Annotated in this window: 14 protein-coding genes; 6 read left to right on the forward strand and 8 right to left on the reverse strand. The window is 69.7% G+C overall.

All coding sequences use genetic code 11. The features are described from left to right. The first annotated feature begins 376 nt into the window (after nucleotides 1-376). Both KF745_04720 and KF745_04725 read left to right on the forward strand, forming a co-directional pair. Nucleotides 377-1,141, forward strand: coding sequence for a hypothetical protein (locus KF745_04720; GenBank protein MBX3357713.1), 765 nt, complete (start codon nucleotides 377-379; stop codon nucleotides 1,139-1,141). A gap of 1 nt (nucleotide 1,142) precedes the next feature. Further along, complete coding sequence (locus KF745_04725; GenBank protein MBX3357714.1) at nucleotides 1,143-1,856, forward strand: hypothetical protein; 714 nt, start codon at nucleotides 1,143-1,145, stop codon at nucleotides 1,854-1,856. Here the strand turns inward: KF745_04725 and lpxK are convergent. The 3 genes from lpxK to KF745_04740 are packed head-to-tail and all read right to left on the reverse strand — an operon-like array spanning nucleotide 1,853 to nucleotide 4,055. Next, entirely contained in the window at nucleotides 1,853-2,980 is a 1,128-nt protein-coding gene (lpxK, locus tag KF745_04730; protein ID MBX3357715.1) for a tetraacyldisaccharide 4'-kinase, read from the reverse strand. The two genes, KF745_04725 and lpxK, sit on opposite strands and share 4 nt — an antisense overlap. Then, on the reverse strand, nucleotides 2,967-3,389 hold the full coding sequence (locus tag KF745_04735) for a hypothetical protein (protein ID MBX3357716.1): 423 nt from the start codon (nucleotides 3,387-3,389) through the stop codon (nucleotides 2,967-2,969). The genes lpxK and KF745_04735 overlap by 14 nt, the downstream gene beginning before the upstream one ends. 21 nt (nucleotides 3,390-3,410) lie before the next feature. Continuing rightward, nucleotides 3,411-4,055 (reverse strand): Maf family protein, encoded by a 645-nt coding sequence (locus KF745_04740; protein MBX3357717.1) that lies wholly within the window; start codon nucleotides 4,053-4,055, stop codon nucleotides 3,411-3,413. Nucleotides 4,056-4,226: 171 nt separating this feature from the next. Between KF745_04740 and KF745_04745 the strand changes: the two genes are divergently transcribed. Together KF745_04745 and KF745_04750 are read left to right on the forward strand one after the other, a co-directional pair. Beyond that, on the forward strand, nucleotides 4,227-5,036 hold the full coding sequence (locus KF745_04745; GenBank protein MBX3357718.1) for a hypothetical protein: 810 nt from the start codon (nucleotides 4,227-4,229) through the stop codon (nucleotides 5,034-5,036). Between the two features lie 51 nt (nucleotides 5,037-5,087). After that, the gene (locus tag KF745_04750) at nucleotides 5,088-5,504 is read left to right on the forward strand and encodes a YbaY family lipoprotein (protein MBX3357719.1); all 417 of its coding nucleotides are present in this window, start codon (nucleotides 5,088-5,090) and stop codon (nucleotides 5,502-5,504) included. A 32-nt stretch (nucleotides 5,505-5,536) separates the two neighbouring features. On the opposite strand, the gene tadA is transcribed toward KF745_04750, so the two are convergent. Continuing rightward, on the reverse strand, nucleotides 5,537-7,180 hold the full coding sequence (tadA, locus tag KF745_04755) for a Flp pilus assembly complex ATPase component TadA (GenBank protein ID MBX3357720.1): 1,644 nt from the start codon (nucleotides 7,178-7,180) through the stop codon (nucleotides 5,537-5,539). A 219-nt stretch (nucleotides 7,181-7,399) separates the two neighbouring features. On the opposite strand from tadA, the gene serS reads away from it, so the two are divergent. Beyond that, nucleotides 7,400-8,833, forward strand: a complete 1,434-nt coding sequence (gene serS / locus KF745_04760) for a serine--tRNA ligase (protein ID MBX3357721.1) — start codon at nucleotides 7,400-7,402, stop codon at nucleotides 8,831-8,833. Between the two features lie 532 nt (nucleotides 8,834-9,365). Here the strand turns inward: serS and KF745_04765 are convergent. The 3 genes from KF745_04765 to KF745_04775 are packed head-to-tail and all read right to left on the reverse strand — an operon-like array spanning nucleotide 9,366 to nucleotide 12,117. Further along, nucleotides 9,366-10,070, reverse strand: coding sequence for a methyltransferase domain-containing protein (locus KF745_04765; protein ID MBX3357722.1), 705 nt, complete (start codon nucleotides 10,068-10,070; stop codon nucleotides 9,366-9,368). A gap of 5 nt (nucleotides 10,071-10,075) precedes the next feature. Then, entirely contained in the window at nucleotides 10,076-11,290 is a 1,215-nt protein-coding gene (locus KF745_04770) for a glycosyltransferase family 4 protein (GenBank protein ID MBX3357723.1), read from the reverse strand. Continuing rightward, entirely contained in the window at nucleotides 11,287-12,117 is an 831-nt protein-coding gene (locus KF745_04775) for a PIG-L family deacetylase (GenBank protein MBX3357724.1), read from the reverse strand. The genes KF745_04770 and KF745_04775 overlap by 4 nt, the downstream gene beginning before the upstream one ends. A 103-nt stretch (nucleotides 12,118-12,220) precedes the next feature. Between KF745_04775 and KF745_04780 the strand changes: the two genes are divergently transcribed. After that, nucleotides 12,221-12,991, forward strand: coding sequence for an FkbM family methyltransferase (locus KF745_04780; protein MBX3357725.1), 771 nt, complete (start codon nucleotides 12,221-12,223; stop codon nucleotides 12,989-12,991). Between the two features lie 11 nt (nucleotides 12,992-13,002). On the opposite strand, the gene KF745_04785 is transcribed toward KF745_04780, so the two are convergent. Next, nucleotides 13,003-15,183 carry a hypothetical protein gene (locus KF745_04785; GenBank protein MBX3357726.1) on the reverse strand — a complete coding sequence of 727 codons (2,181 nt, stop codon included), beginning with the start codon at nucleotides 15,181-15,183 and terminating at the stop codon, nucleotides 13,003-13,005. Between the last annotated feature and the right edge of the window lie 23 nt (nucleotides 15,184-15,206).

The raw sequence follows: 15,206 nt of genomic DNA on the forward strand, positions 1-15,206 counted from the left end.
TGGCCCCGGCTGGTGGTTCGGCAACATCTCACTGGGCTGGCCGTTTCTGCTGATGCCAGCTCTCACGCTCGCGCTTTTCGTTCATGCAGTGTGGCGCCGCTTCCGCGTTCCACCCGGTCACTGTGCGGCCTGCCACTACGACCTCACGGGCAACACCACCGGCATTTGCCCGGAGTGCGGCGCTTCGGCTGTCCCTCCCACGCCTGATCCCTGAACCGTCAGCGGCCTGCACCGCGGGCTCGCGTCGATTCCTTCCTGTTCTAACAAGCCCAGCGATCACCGCACCAACGAACAGTTGTTGTTAGACTGCCGCACCAGCCCCCTGGATACGGCGATCTCTTGTTGCCGGCTCCCTCACCTTCCGAAGGGATGATTCATGTTCAAGGTGTTCAAGAGCCTCGACGACCTGCTCCGCGGCAAGCGCATCGGCGACATGACAGTCGGCGATGATCCGCTGATCGAGATCCCGCTGCGCACCTTCGTCCCGCTCGCGATCGGCCTCGGCGCCACCTACGGCTTCTTCATGGGCTGGTACCGCGTCGCGATGTGGTGGGGCCAGGATGTGTCCGATGGCTACCTCCAGACGCTCTCTTCGATGATCAAGATCCCGGCGCTCTTCCTGCTCACGCTCGCCGTCACCTTCCCTTCCCTCTACGTCTTCAGCGCCCTGCTCGGCGGACGGCTGCGCTTCGGCTCGCTCCTCCGGTTGCTGCTGGGCACAACGGTCGTGAGCCTCACGGTCGCGGCGTCGTTCGGGCCGATCCTGGCGTTCTTCACCCTCAGCACGACCAGCTACCCGTTCATGGTGATCCTCAACGTTGCGCTGCTCGCGATCAGCGGGTTCGTCGGGCTCGGATTCCTGATCAAGGCGCTGCGACGCCTGTCGCCGCCCCTCACCCCCCCGGCCCCGCCGACGTCAGCCCCCGCAGCCGCGAACTCGCATCCAACCTCCGCGGACGAGGGCTCCACGCTCATCTTCGCGGTCTGGATCTTGATCTACGGCGCGGTGGGCGTGCAGATGGCGTGGCTGCTCCGGCCGTTCATCGGGCACCCGAGCGTGCCCTTCTCATGGTTCCGTCTGCGGGTCGACAACTTCCTCGTCGGCCTCTTCGAGAACCTCCGCAATCTTGTGGGCAACTAGCGTGGACACCGCGCACCCCACCCCGCGCACGCCCGCCCTCACCGATCGCTTTGAGGATCTGTGCGCCCGCATCGGCCGCCCCGGGCGCGACGCCGCGGGCCCGCCCGTGGGCATCCGCGCGCTCCTCGCGGCGATCGCCGTGGGCGGGGCCGTCTTCGGCGCGGTGATGGGCACCTACCTCGTCGGGGAAGCGGGTCGGTGGCCGCTCGTGGCCTACTCCGCGATCAAGGTGCCGTCGCTGCTGATGGTGACGACGGCCGTGTGCCTGCCGGCGTTCTTCGTCCTCAACACCGTGCTGGGTCTGCGGGACGACTTCGGCCACGCCGTCCGCGCCGTGCTCGCCGGCCAGGCCGGGCTCGCGCTCGCACTGGCCTCTCTCTCGCCGCTGACGCGTGTCGCCTACGAGAGCGGCGTCTCGCACGGAACCGCCCAGTTGTTCAACGCCGGCCTCTTTGTCATCGCCACCGGCGTCGCGCAGATCGTCATGTTCCGCCACTACCGCGCGATCATCGACTCGAACCCCGCGGCGGCCACCAAGCACCGCACCATGCTCTGGGCCTGGGTGGCGATGTACGCGTTCACCGGGATCCAGACCGGATGGATCCTGCGGCCGTACATCGGCGTCCCCGACATGGACGTCCGCTTCTTCCGGGCCGATGCGTTCAGCAACGCCTACATCTACTTCCTGCAGCTCGTGCTGAGGCGCGGGCTCTAGCGCCGCACGCAGGCGCTCTCCGCGTCGCCGGGCGGCCCGATGCGGGCCGAAGTCGGGCCCACCGCACCGACCACCAGCGCATCCAGCGCCCCCTCCCCCTCAACGAAGGCCATCTCCAGCTGCGCCCGCGCCACCGGGCACGGCCACATCGGCACCTCCCGCAGCTTGGCCCAGTCCTTCTCCGTCGTCACGATCACCCCCGCCCGCCGCAGCCGCACCGTCTCCATGATCCGGTTCACCGTCCACGCCCGGTACGGGTCGTGGTCCGGCAGCACAACCTCCCCGACCAGCTCCGTCCCGGTCTCGACCACTCCCCTCAGGAATCCAGCCGGGTTGCCGATCGCGCACACCCCCACCGCCCGCTGACCGGCGAGCCACTCCACCGGCTCCGTCACATCCGCCCCGGCGCCCGGCCGCGCCACCAGCAGCCCGGTCCACTCGTGCCGCGCCGTCGCGACCATCGCGCCGGGATTCGTCTCGCGCACGCTCATCTCGATCGCCCGCAGCCGGTCCTCACCTACCATCTCCGCGTGGGTGATTACCACCGCGCCCGCCCGCCGCAGCGAGCCCGCAGGCTCCCGCAGCCACCCCGCCGGCAGCAGCCGGTCCTCGAACGGCGACCGCGAGGCATCGATCAGCACGATGTCGAGATCCCGCGCCAGCCGCCGGTGCTGGAACCCATCATCGAGCACCACGCAGTCGACCATCACGCCCCGCTCAAGCAGCCCCCGCACCCCGGCAATCCGGTCCGGCTGTGCAACCACCGGCACCCCCGGCAGCAACTCCGCGTACATCCGCGCCTCATCGGACCGCACCGTCTCCCCCGGCGCCGCCCCGGAGAGCCTGAAACTCCGCATGTACCCTCGCATTGCGACGCACGGCCGGCGACCCGCCGCGAGCAGCGTCCGCGTCACGTGCACCACCATCGGCGTCTTGCCCGTCCCGCCGACCGACAGGTTGCCGACGCTCACCACCGGCACGGGCAGCCTCGTCACCCCGACGCCGTCATCCCACTTCCGATTCCGGCGCGCCACCGCCCGCGCGTACACCCCCTCCAGCGGACGGCCGAGCCACGCCGGCACAGGGCCGCTGCCGGGATCGCCCAGGCCCTTACGGCGCGCCATCCCCACCCGTCCTGCCGGCCTTGGCCCCCGGCATGCGCTGCGCCAGTTCCTGCCTCAGCCTCCGGCGCGCCGCGGCGGCGATCCGCCACGTGTTCATCACGTCCAGCAGCGCCAGGCAGACCACCACCCCCAGCAGGAACACGATCGACGTCCACACGATGACGAAGACCTGCGGCTGCGACGTCGTCACCACGCACAGGGCGTAGCCCATCAGCGCCGTCACGAACATCATCACCAGGCCGTTGGTCGTCCGGAGCCGCCGCCGGCTCGCCGGCATGTCCGACTTGGGCAGCACCAGCACGTGCGCCGCGATCGCCATCATCAGCGCGCACGCCAAGGGCACCACCAGCAGCGCCGGAAGCAGCGGCGTCGTGCTCGCCGCCATCGTGTTCAGAATCGGGACCGGCATCCGGTGACCGCGCCTCCAGCGCTACACCCGGGTTAGGCCCCATCGGTCCCCCGCGCGGCCGGCCGCGACCCGTTGGGAAAACCGCTCGAGCCGCCCGGGCAGCGACTCCATCGGCAATCCCATGATCGTGGTGGGGTCGCCAACGAAGTCAATCGGCCACCCGTCCTCGATGCGCTCATAGAGGTTGTACGCCCCGGCCTTCCCCAGCCACTGACCGGACGCCACGTACGCCCCGATCCGCTCCCCGCCGATCTCGCCGACCCGGACCGTCGACTGATCTGAGTACATCTCCCGCGCCCCGGTCGCCAGGTCGATCATCGCCACCCCTGTCACCACCCGGTGCTCGCCGTTCTCCAGCGAGCGGATGATCTCCAGCGCATGCTCGGAGTTCCGGGCCTGCCCGATCAGCCGCGTCCCCTTCACAACGACCGTATCCGCCCCGAGAACCACCGCCGCCCCCGGCACAGCGTCGCCGCAGGTCATCGCCTCGCGCGCGACCGCCGCCTTGAGGTACGCCAGCGCCTTCACCCAGTGCTCCGGCGCCACGGCGCCGGACTCAAGCCCGCCGTCGTCGATGATCGCCGCGATGACATCGTGATCGATGCCGTGCTCCGCGAGGAGCCGGCGCCGCCGCGGCGACCTGCTCGCCAGGTATACCTTCGGCATCTGGAGGCCCCGGGCCAGCGCACCGTCCAACGGCCGCGGCGTGGGGCCGCACGAACCGCCCCGGATTGTGCTCTGATGGAGAACCATGCAACAATCTCATTCGGATCCAACCGGCAATCGTTGCACGGGTTGCGAACCCCCTCTGCCCACCCGGCCAGGAACACGGCCTCTATGACACATACGCGCGCCCACCTCGTTCAGTTCGACATCTCGTGGGAAAACAAGCAGGCGAACTACGCCAAGGTCCGCACACTGCTGGAATCCTCGGGTATCGCCCCGGGCGACCTGGTCGTGCTCCCCGAACTGTTCGATACCGGGTTTTCACTCAACCTGAACATCACCGCCGATTCCGACGGCCGCACGCTCGCATTTCTCCGGGAACTTTCCGCCGGACTGCGCATCACTCTCCAGGGAGCACGCACCGTCATCGGTTCCGACGGGCGTGGACGCAACCGCGCCACGATCACGGGGCCCGATGGCGCGGTTCTTGCCGAATACGACAAAGTCCACCCATTTACCTTCGGGCGCGAGGCCGAGTTCTTCACCGGCGGCGACGAGGTCATCACGTTCCCATGGACGCCGGCACCCGCCGGACCCGTCGCCGATTCCACGATCATCTGCCCCGCCATCTGCTACGACCTCCGCTTTCCCGAACTCTTCCGCATCGGCCTCGCCCGCGGCGCCGAGATCTTCACCATCGGCGCCAACTGGCCCGCCGCACGCGCCGAACACCGCCGAGCCCTCTGTATTGCACGCGCCATCGAGAATCAGGCCTGCGTTCTCGCCGTCAACCGCATCGGCAGCGATCCGAACCTCGCCTACGCCGGCGGCACCCTGGTCGTCGGCCCCAAGGGCGAGGTCGTCGCCGAAATGGGGGAGGAGCAGGGCGTCCTCAGCGTTGACCTCGACCTCGCTGCCCTGCGACAATGGCGTGCGACATTCCCCGCGTGGCGAGATCGGCGGCTGACCTCGATCTCATAATCGCCCCGCGACTCGCCCCCTTCGCCCGCCCCGGGCCCGGAGCTCCCACTGATGCGACCCGCCCTGCTCGCCCTCGTCCTGCTCGCCGCGGCCGTCTTCGTCCCCGCATGCCAGAAGGAGAAGCCACCGCCCCCCGGCCAGTTGTTCCTCAGCGGAACCGTCACCTACGCCGACAAGATGGCGATCTCCAAGGACGCCATCGTCGACATTGCCCTCCGCGACGTCACCCAGGCCGACGCCCCATCCAAGACCGTGGCCATCGAGCGTTTCGCCGCGAAGGACCAAGTCCCGATCCCCTTCCAACTCGCCTACGACCCCGGCCGAATCGACCCGCTCCGCCGCTACGCGCTCGAGGCGACCATCTCCGTCAACGCGAAGGTCCTCTTCAGCACCACATCACCAGTTCCCGTGCTGACCCAGGGCGCGCGGGATTCGGACGTAGTCGTCACGGTCACGCGGACGCCCTGATCACCCCCACTCCCCTTTCCCCGCCGCCCGGCTCACCGCACCGTTGCGACCCGGTCGACCTCTTCCAGAGTGGTCACGCCGCGCGCCACCAGCTGCCAGCCGCTCTGCACGAGCGTCGTGAACAGACCGCTCTCGATCACCTTCTTCATCGACTGGATCGTCGCCCCTCCCAGGACCACGTCCCGCAGTTCATCCGTGAAATCCAGCAGTTCGAAGATCGCCCGCCGGCCGCGATAACCCGTCCGCAGGCACTGCTGGCACCCCGTCGCCACGTACACCTGCTTCTGGTTCTCCAGATACCGCCCCATCCGCGTCGCCTGCGCCGGCGACACCGGCACCGCGCGCTTGCAGTTCTCGCAGAGCAGCCGCACCAGCCGCTGTGCAAGGATCACCTCCAGCGAGTTCGCCACCAGGTACGCCTCGACCTTCAGGTCCAGCAGCCGGAACACGCTGCTCATCGTGTCCTTCGCGTGAACCGTCGAGAAGACCAGGTGCCCCGTCATCGCGGCCTGCATCGCCGTCCGCGCCGTCTCCTCGTCGCGGATCTCGCCAACCAGGATCACGTCCGGGTCCTGCCGCAGCACGCTGCGCAGCAGGCTGCCGAACGTGTTCCCCCGCCGCTCATCGATCGGGATCTGCGTCACCCCCTCGATGTGGTACTCCACCGGGTCCTCGATCGTCACCACGTTCTTTGTCGCCCGGTCGATCTCGCGCAGGGCGTTGTACAGCGTCGTCGTCTTGCCGCTCCCCGTCGGCCCGCACACCATCAGCATCCCGGCGTCCTGCTGGCACACCTTCCGGATGCGGTCGTACATGTACGGCGGCAGGTCCACCTCGCCGAGGTTCTTCGGAGCATCCCGCGCATCGAGGATCCGCACCACCAGTTTCTGCCCGTGCATGCTCGGCGTGAACGAGATCCGATAGTCCACCCGCCGCCCGCCCGCGGCCCCGTTCGATCCGGTGCTCTGGATCCGCGTCGAAATATGCCCGTCGAGCACCGCCTCCTTCCCCGCCGCCTGGAACTGGCACGCGTTCTTGATCAGCCCGTACGCCAGTTCGCACACCTGGTTGGGCAGGTCCAGGATGCTCACCATCTGCCCGTCCACGCGCAGCCTCACGTGCGCCGTATCTCCCTTGGGCTCGATATGGATATCCGTCGCGCGGCTCTTGCTCGCCGCCAGCAGCAGCAGCCGCACCGCAACCGGCCCGGCGTTCTCCGCGTGCAACGCCTCGCTGGGCTTCCCGCGACCGTCGATCATCGTGACCTTGTCGTCCAGCCCTCCCTTGGGGGGCAGCATGTCGATCAGTTCCCGCAGATCGCTCATCCACGGCGCATCGCTCAGCGGCGCCTTCAGCCGCGCCTCCGCCTGCCGCTCCTTCAGTGTCGCCTCCGCCTCCACCGTGAACTCGTGGCTCCCCAGTTTCAGCACGTCCCCAGTCGTCAGCGGCGCATCGGTCACGCGCAGCCCGTTGACCTTCGTCCCGTTCCTCGACCCCAGGTCCCGCACCCGGATGCCCCCCTCACCATCGGGCTCCACGATGCAATGAAACCGGCTCAGCCGCTCGTCGTTCAGGCAGACCGCGTTGTCCGCGTGCCGGCCGAAGGTCACCGGCTTTCCCTCCGGCGACACCGTCACGCTCGTCCCGTTTGATCCAGTTAACTGAAAGGTTGGCATCGCTACTCCGCGCCCTCGCCCCTGGCCCTGAACCCATCGCCCGGTCCCCCGCCGCGGTATCTTAACCGCCCGCTGGTCCGCTGCGCCTCAGACGCTTCCCCGACCGCCGGTGTGATCCTCCAGCCGCTTTTTTCCGCAAACCGCTCTCCCCTCCCATTCCATCGTCCCCCCGGCCTCCCGCCCCCGATTCCCGCCACCCCCCGCCTACGCTGCCCCCCGATGATCGACCTCAAGCAACTCCGCGAAAACCCCGACCGATTCCGCGACGGCGCGGCGAAGAAATCCATCCCGGTCGACTTCGACCGTCTCCTCAGCCTCGATGAGCAGCGCCGGGCCCTGATGACCCGCCAGGAATCGCTCCGGGCCGAGCAGAAGAAGATCGAGAAGGACCTCGGCCCGCAGATCGGCAAACTCTCGGGCGCCCTCAAGTCGGCCGCCCCCGACGACAAGCCTCGCCTCGAGGCCGAACTCGCCGAACTCAAGGCCAAACCCGCCCGCCTCAAGACCGAGATCCAGGCCCTCGACGCCCAGATCGCCGAGGTCGATCCCCTGCTCAACGCCATCCTCCTCACCGTCCCCCAGCCCCCCGACGCCGATGTCCCCGTCGGCACCTCCGCCGAGGACAACAAGGAACTCCGCCGCTGGAACCCCGCGCCCACCGCGGCCGGTCCCGGCTTCGACACCGCCAGGTCCTTCGAGCAGAACAGGGGCTTCAAGCCCAAGTCCCACATCCAGCTCGTCCGCGACCTCGGCCTCGCCGATTTCGAACGCGGCGTCAAACTCGCCGGCACCCGCTCCTACGTCCTCACCGGCGACGGCTTCCTCCTCCACAACGCCATCCTCCGCTACGCCTTCGACTTCATGACCCTCAAGCAGGGCTTCAAGGCGATGTCCGTTCCCGTCCTCGTCCGCGAGGAGGCCATGGTCGGCACCGGCTTCTTTCCCGCCGGCCGCGAGCAGGCGTACCACATCGAGGAGTCCCGTCGCGGCGGCGGCTACGACCAGTTCCTCACCGGCACCGGCGAGGTCGGCCTCATGGGCCTGCACGCCGACGAGATCCTCAGCGAGGATCAACTCCCGCTGAAGTACACCACCGTCTCCACCTGCTTCCGGCGAGAGGCCGGCGCCGCGGGCAAGGATACCGCGGGCCTCTACCGCATCCACCAGTTCGACAAGGTCGAGCAGGTCGTCATCTGCCGCGCCGACGAGGCCGAGTCGCGCCAGTGGCACAAGACCATGCTCGGCTACGTCGAGCAGATCCTGCAATCCCTCTCCCTCCCCTACCGCCTGCTCCAGTGCTGCACCGGTGACCTCGGACCCAAGAACGCCGACATGGTCGACGTCGAATGCTGGATGCCCGGTCGCGATGCCGCCGAGACGCCCGCGGGCGCCGACCCCGCATCCCCCGCCGGCGCCTACGGCGAGACCCACTCTGCCTCCCGCCTCTACGACTTCCAGTGCCGCCGCCTCAACATGCGCTACAAGCCCGCGGCGGGCGGCCCCAACGTCTTCTGCCACTCCCTCAACAACACCGTCGCGGCCTCGCCCCGGATCCTCATCCCCCTCCTTGAGATCCACCAGAACAAGGACGGCTCGGTCACCATCCCCGAGCCCCTCCGCCCCTACATGGGCGGCAAGGACCGCATCGGCTGACCGCGCGGGGAGCCTCTCCGCAGCGCGAGTGACGCCGTTGTGCGCCAAATTCAGTCAATGCTGGCATCCGCGCCCGCCGCGTGCCATCATCCCCCATCGCGCCCAGGCATGTCGCCAAGGGCACTCTCCGGGGGACTCATGACCACCGCCACGCTCGACCTCGCCGCCGTCCGATCCCGCGCCATCCTCACCCTTGACCGCATCGTCCGTGCGATCGACCAGCCGATGCGGGACGCCGCCGGCGATGTCATCCCCGCGCCGATCATCGCGCAGGCCCGCCTCGCCGCCGCCGCGATCCTCCGGCTCCCCGAGCCCGACGCTGCCGACAGCCCCGAGACGCCCGATCCCCGTTACGGCGACTCCCGCTCCAGCCCCGCCGGCGCCCTCCCGTGCCGCCCTCCGGAGATCGGCCTCGCCCCATCCTTAATCCGCGGTCAATCGAGCAGCTCCCCAGCGGCCCTCCTCGCCCGCGTCGGCGCCGCCGCCGCCACCAACTCGGAACTGGCCAGGGCCTTCGTCACACTCGGCGCTCTCACGCAACGCTCATCCGCATCGCCAGCAACACCGGCCACCCCACGTACCGCGCCGCCCGCGGCATCCGCCTCGCCAACTCCTCATCCACCGTGTGCTCCGACATCGCCTCGATCCGGAGCCCCGCCCCAACCGCCGCCATCACATAGTCGCTCACCAGGTTCGGCGCACTCGCGAGCCGTACCTCCCGCCCCGTCGCCGGGTCCGTGAATCTCGCCTGCACCCCCTTGAGCATCATCGCGGGGTGCATCACCGACACCACCACCGCCCCATCCCCACGGCACAGCCGCACGAACTCCCGGAAGAGCGCCCCCACCTCGTGCACGTGGTCCAGCACCAGGCAGCAGATCACCCGGTCCGCGCACCGGTCCGCCAGCGGCGACGGCCGCCCGATGTCATGCCGCACCCACGTCACCCTCTCGGCGCCCGCCTTCGTCCTCGCCCGCGCCAGCATCCCCTCCGAAAAGTCCACCGCCGTCACCCTCGCCCCCGCCGCCGCAAGCCGCACCGCGTGACGCCCCGTGCCGCACCCAAGGTCCACCACCTCGAGCCCTCGCACCTCACCAAGAAGCCCCGTCACGACAGGCTCCTCGAGCGCAATCAGCGGATTCCCCTCCCCGTCATAGATCTCCGCCCAGCGGTCGTACCCCTGCTGCGTGTCGACATGTTCCGCCTCGGCGCCTCCGGCCCTTTCGTCCACCGCCATATCGATCAATCTCCTTCCAGCACCTTCAGGTACACCCCCGCGAGCCGCTCCACCGAGGCCCGCAGGCTGAACCGCTCCTCCACGATTCTCCGTCCCCGCTCCCCCATCGTCTTCATCCTCGCTCCATCGCGCAGGATCTCCACCGCCCGATCCCCCATCGCCGCCGCGTCCCCCAGGCCCACCAGCACCCCGCTCTCGCGCCTCCGATCCGTCTCGACAAACTCCCGCAGCGCCGGCAGATCGAACGCCACCACGGCCTTCCCCGCCGCCATCGCCTCCAGCACCGCAAGCCCGAACCCCTCCGAGAGGCTCGGGAACACGAACAGGTCGCACGACGCCAGCAGCAGCGGCACATCGTGCCGGTCCCCCAGCAGCCGCAGGCACCCCCCAAGCCCAGCCGCGCGGAACGCCCCTTCGATCTCTCCGCGCCGCTCGCCGTCCCCGACCAGCGCGAGCACTGCACCGGGTGACGCGGCGACCACGCTCCGCATCACCTCGGTAAGGTGCTCGTGCCCCTTCCCCGCTACCAGCCTCGCCACGTACATCAGCACCGGCCCTGTTCGTTCCCCGAGGATCTCGCGCCGAAGGGCGCCGACCGTCGCCGGCTCGGCGCGGAACCGCCGCGTGTCCAGCCCCGACGTCACCACGCTCACCCGATCCTCCCCCTTGCCGATCTGCCGCAGGTACGCCGCCCACGCCTCCCTCACCCGCTCCGACACCGCGACGAAGTGCCGCGTCGTCATCGCGGTCAGCCGGTCCCGCCCGGTCACTTTCAAGCGGTCCTTGAACCCCAGCGTGGCCACCGCCGCGGCGTCCCCGGTGCAGGTGGGCGGCGGCTCCGCGTGCAGCGTGTTCACCACCGGCAGCCCGCACGCCAGCGCACAGAGCTGCCCGAAGAACCGGTCCGCGCCGGTGTTGTTCGTGTGGACCAGGTCGATCCCCCGTTCGCGCACCACCCTCCGCAGCCTGCGGAGCCCCCCCATCACCCCGGCCACGCCCGCGACCCCGAGAAACTCCACCTCCACCCCGCCCGCCTCGTACTGCGCCAGCATCCCGCGCCCATCCCTGATGCTGCACACCACGTGCGAGAACCTCGATGCCGGGCTCGTCCCCACGCCGCGAAGGTCCTGCATTCCCACGATGTTCCGCAGCACCACCTGCTGCCCGCCGCCGACCTCCAGATCCGGCAGGACGTGCAGGATCGTGTACTCCCGCTTCACGCCCCACCCCCGTTCCGGACCACGAAGAACATCTCCCACCGCCCGAAGAAGTGCCGCAGGAACGCCCGCGGCAGCACGCCCCACCCCGGCTCCCCCGTCAGGTTCTCCATCTGCGATCGGTGCGCCGCGATCGCCGCACGCTTCCGGTCAAGCAGCCCGTCTGTGCTCACCAGTCTCACCCGCAGCGTCACCATCGCCGCCAGCGGCCGCCACGCGAGCCGCACCACCGAACCCACACCCACTCGCCCCGGGCCCATCCACGTGCGAAACGTCCAGAACCACACCGGGTACTCCAGCAGATCGCCCGCAAAGCGCCCCGCCGCCGCGAGGTCTCGCACGATCGCCGCGATGTCGCGGTGGTCCGCGTTGCGGTCAATCCCGCTCGGCGAGTACACCTCCTCCGCCCCTCCCGCCGCTGCCTCCGCCTCGATCACCGCACGCAGCCGCCGAGTGGTTTCCTCCCGCCGCGCTCCCACCTCCTGGTCCGGACACCCGATGAACACCACCGCATCATCCCCCACCCCCATCACGCGGCAGGCCTCGATCGCCTCACGCCGCCGCATCGCCACCAACTCCTCGGCCGTCACCGACTTCGAATCATGCGACCGCCGCCCATCCGTCACGATCACCACCCGCACCCGCTTCCCGGCGCCGACCTTCCGCATGATCACCGCGCCGCACCCCAAGGTCTCGTCGTCCGGGTGCGGCGCGATCACTACAGCCGAACGCTCCGCGGCCCGCAGCGTCGCGTCCCGCCCGCGCAGCGTCAGCACCGCCCGCATCAGGCCGAACTTGAACGCCTCGAATCGCTCGACCACTCGCCTCATGCCGGCCGCACTGCTCCCTTCGCCTTCTCCCATCGCGACACACCCTGATCGGTCCGCCGGGACGATACTCTTGCCCGTCGGGCCCGCGCCGACCGCCACCACCATGCCCCCAATCGTCCCACGCCTGATCGCCCGCGCCAAACGCATGTCCTGGTCGGTGCGCACACTGACCATCCGCTCCGGCCCCGCGGCGGGCCTGCGCTTCCGCCAGCCCGGCAGCCACATCGACTTCTCCTCCGGCCGCGTCGAGCCTGCCGTCCAGGCCCAGTTCCAGCATCTCCTGAGACCCGGCGACGTCGTCTACGACATCGGCTCCAACTACGGGTTCCTCGCGATCCTGGCGGCACGGTGCGTGGGCCCCGGCGGAAAAGTCATCGCCTTCGAGCCCGTCCCCGCCAACGCCGGGCACATCCGGCACAACGCCGCGATCAACGCGATGCCGAACATCCGCGTCATCCAGGCCGCCGCCGCTTCGCAGCCAGGACACCTGGACCTGATCCTCGCCCACCACCCCGGCGGAGCCGTCCTCTCTTCCGCCCAGGCCCCGCCGGATGCCTCCGGCCGCTTGCGGGTCGAGACGGTCACCATCGACGACCTCGTTGCAAACTCGCAGGTTCCCCCGCCTTCGCTCGTGAAAGTCGACGTCGAGGGCGCGGAGTTCGAGGTTCTCGCCGGGATGGAGCAGACCCTCGCCCGCCACGCCCCCAGGCTCATCGTCGAGTTCGACGCCGCCACCGAGCCCGAGGTTCAGACCAAGCGGGACCGCTTCGAATCCTGGGCCCGCGAGCGCGGCTACACGACCGAACTGCTGGAGCGCTCCTACGAGGACTCCAACTGGTGCGTCGTCCACATCCTCGCCACGCAATCGCAATGAACGCCGTTCGGTTACACCGTCTCGCCGCGCCGCGCCCGCGCGATGAACCGGTGAAAGCGCGTCCCGGTGTCGTTCCCGAACTCCCAGTTCACGCACACCCCGACCCGGTTGATCTCCAGCCGTCTCGCCCCCGGGTACACATCTTCCAGCGACCTCCACAGGACCGGCTCATCATCCACGAACGCCAGGTACCGCATCCCGTCGAACGCCACGCGGAGCCGGAACCGCTTCCCCCACGTGACCCGCGCTCCCACGTTGGTCCACACCGCGTCGTACACATCCTCGTGCCCGTTGAGGTAGAAGAAGGAAGAGATCGACGAACCCGCGAACATGTCGTCGAGCCACAGGTTGACGACGATGTAGTTGTCCTCATCCTGCCACAGCACCACCCCGCCGCGGCCCCGCTCCCCCTGCCCCCGCGCCGTGCCGGGCGGGGTCATCTCGACCTCGACATCGGCAAACGCCGGGTCCCCCCACGCCACGGTGTGCAGCAGCCGCCCCGGATTCGGCCTGCTCGTGCTGGCGTCAACACGCGCCCCGACCCCGGCCAGCCCGTCGCTCCCGGCGACCTCGATCCGCCCCGCCCCGAGATCCCGCCGCCACACCACGCCCGCGGCCTCGCGCCCGTGCAGGTCGCCGCCGCCGCCGGCCTCGAAGTCATCTTCGACAACAACAGCCTCCCCCCGCTCGCACCACGCCGCCTCGAAGCCCAACTCTTCGGGGATCGGGATCTCCCGCGGGTGCGCCTCGAACTGCCGCAGCCGCCACCCGCCATCGGCAACGGTGAGCCGGACACCGACCGCCGTGCCCTCGGACAGGCGGGAGTCCCACACCGCCTCGCCGAACACCGGCGCCCCATCGAGCCACACCCGGATCTCCTCGCCGTCGTCGCTGATCTGAAGCGACTGCACAGTGCCGACCTTGATCTTGACCTCCTCCGACGTCGCCACGGTCGACCACAGGCCGTCCCGTCGGATCAGCAGTTCCGACCGGTCGGCCCCCAGCATCACCGACCAGCAGTCCCCCCCTCCACCCCCACTCCCCCCGCCACCTGCGGCGGCACTTCCAACATCGTTCTTCACACCTCGGAAGAGGACGCCCGCGCGACCCTCCGCTCCTCCCTGCACCAGCACGTGGATGAGCCCCGTGGCCCCGCGCGGCGTGAGCGTGAGCACCGACTCGGACATGATCGATCTCGCGCCACCCTCAAGCCGCTGGAGGCTCCCTCGCTCGGCGCGCCACGTGCCTCCGCTCGACGCCTCGGTCCCCTCGACCGCGCCGCCGCCTTCCAGCGCATCCGCGGCGTGCGCTGTGCCCCACCAGTTCGCCAGCGACGGCAGCGGCAGCACCCGCACGCGCGACACCCGTGTGTCCACGCTGAACCCGATCTCGCCCAACACACTCTGGTGCACCCCCGCGTACAACCTCCGCTCCGAGGCCGCGGCATCGATGGCGATCGGCCGCATCGCGGGCCACGAGCCGACCGCGTGGGCTCCGTTCAGCGAGGCCGCGTAGTACGCCGCGCCACGGTCCCGCAGCACGATGACGTACCACATCGGCAGGTTCTGGACGTTCCGCGAGACGCTGACCGATCCCCCGGCCGCGCGGACGCACAACTCGCCGTTCTCGTGGTTGGCCGCGCGCATGACCATGGCCTGCCCCTCGGCGCCGGCGTCGAGGGGGATCTCCGTCGGGAACAGTCCGACGCTGAGGTTGTCCACCAGCCCCGGCTTCCCGTGCCCGCGCCGGCTCTTCCACCAGCACTCAAGCCGCCGCCGCGCCGACTCCCGCGCCATGCGGCCGCGCCAGCGAACCAGCCGCCACAGCAGCGAATCGGTCCCGGGGCACCCGAGCACCCAGCGTGCGACCCGCTTGGGGAACCGGTCGGTCAGCGAGTAACTCTGCGAGGTGTTGTGACCATTCAGGATCTGGACCGCGAACGCGAGCCCCGGCCGGCGCTGGAACGGCCCGTAGACCACCCCCGCCCGGCCCCAGCCCGGCTGGGCGAGCATGCCGATCCGCAGCGCCCCGTGATCGATCGAGATGACCCCTTCGGCGTCGATTCCGCGCCGGCGCAGGCCCGTACCGGCCACGCTGCCGATCACACGGCCCGGCGGCTGGTCGTCCGTAAAGTCATCGCTGAAGCCGACTTCGGCGTCGGGCGCGGCCTGGTGCGCCGGCGTCGTGGCCATCGGGCCCCAATCCCGAGTATGGG

Source organism: Phycisphaeraceae bacterium (assembly GCA_019636655.1).
In the GTDB taxonomy this organism is placed as follows: domain Bacteria; phylum Planctomycetota; class Phycisphaerae; order Phycisphaerales; family UBA1924; genus JAHBXB01.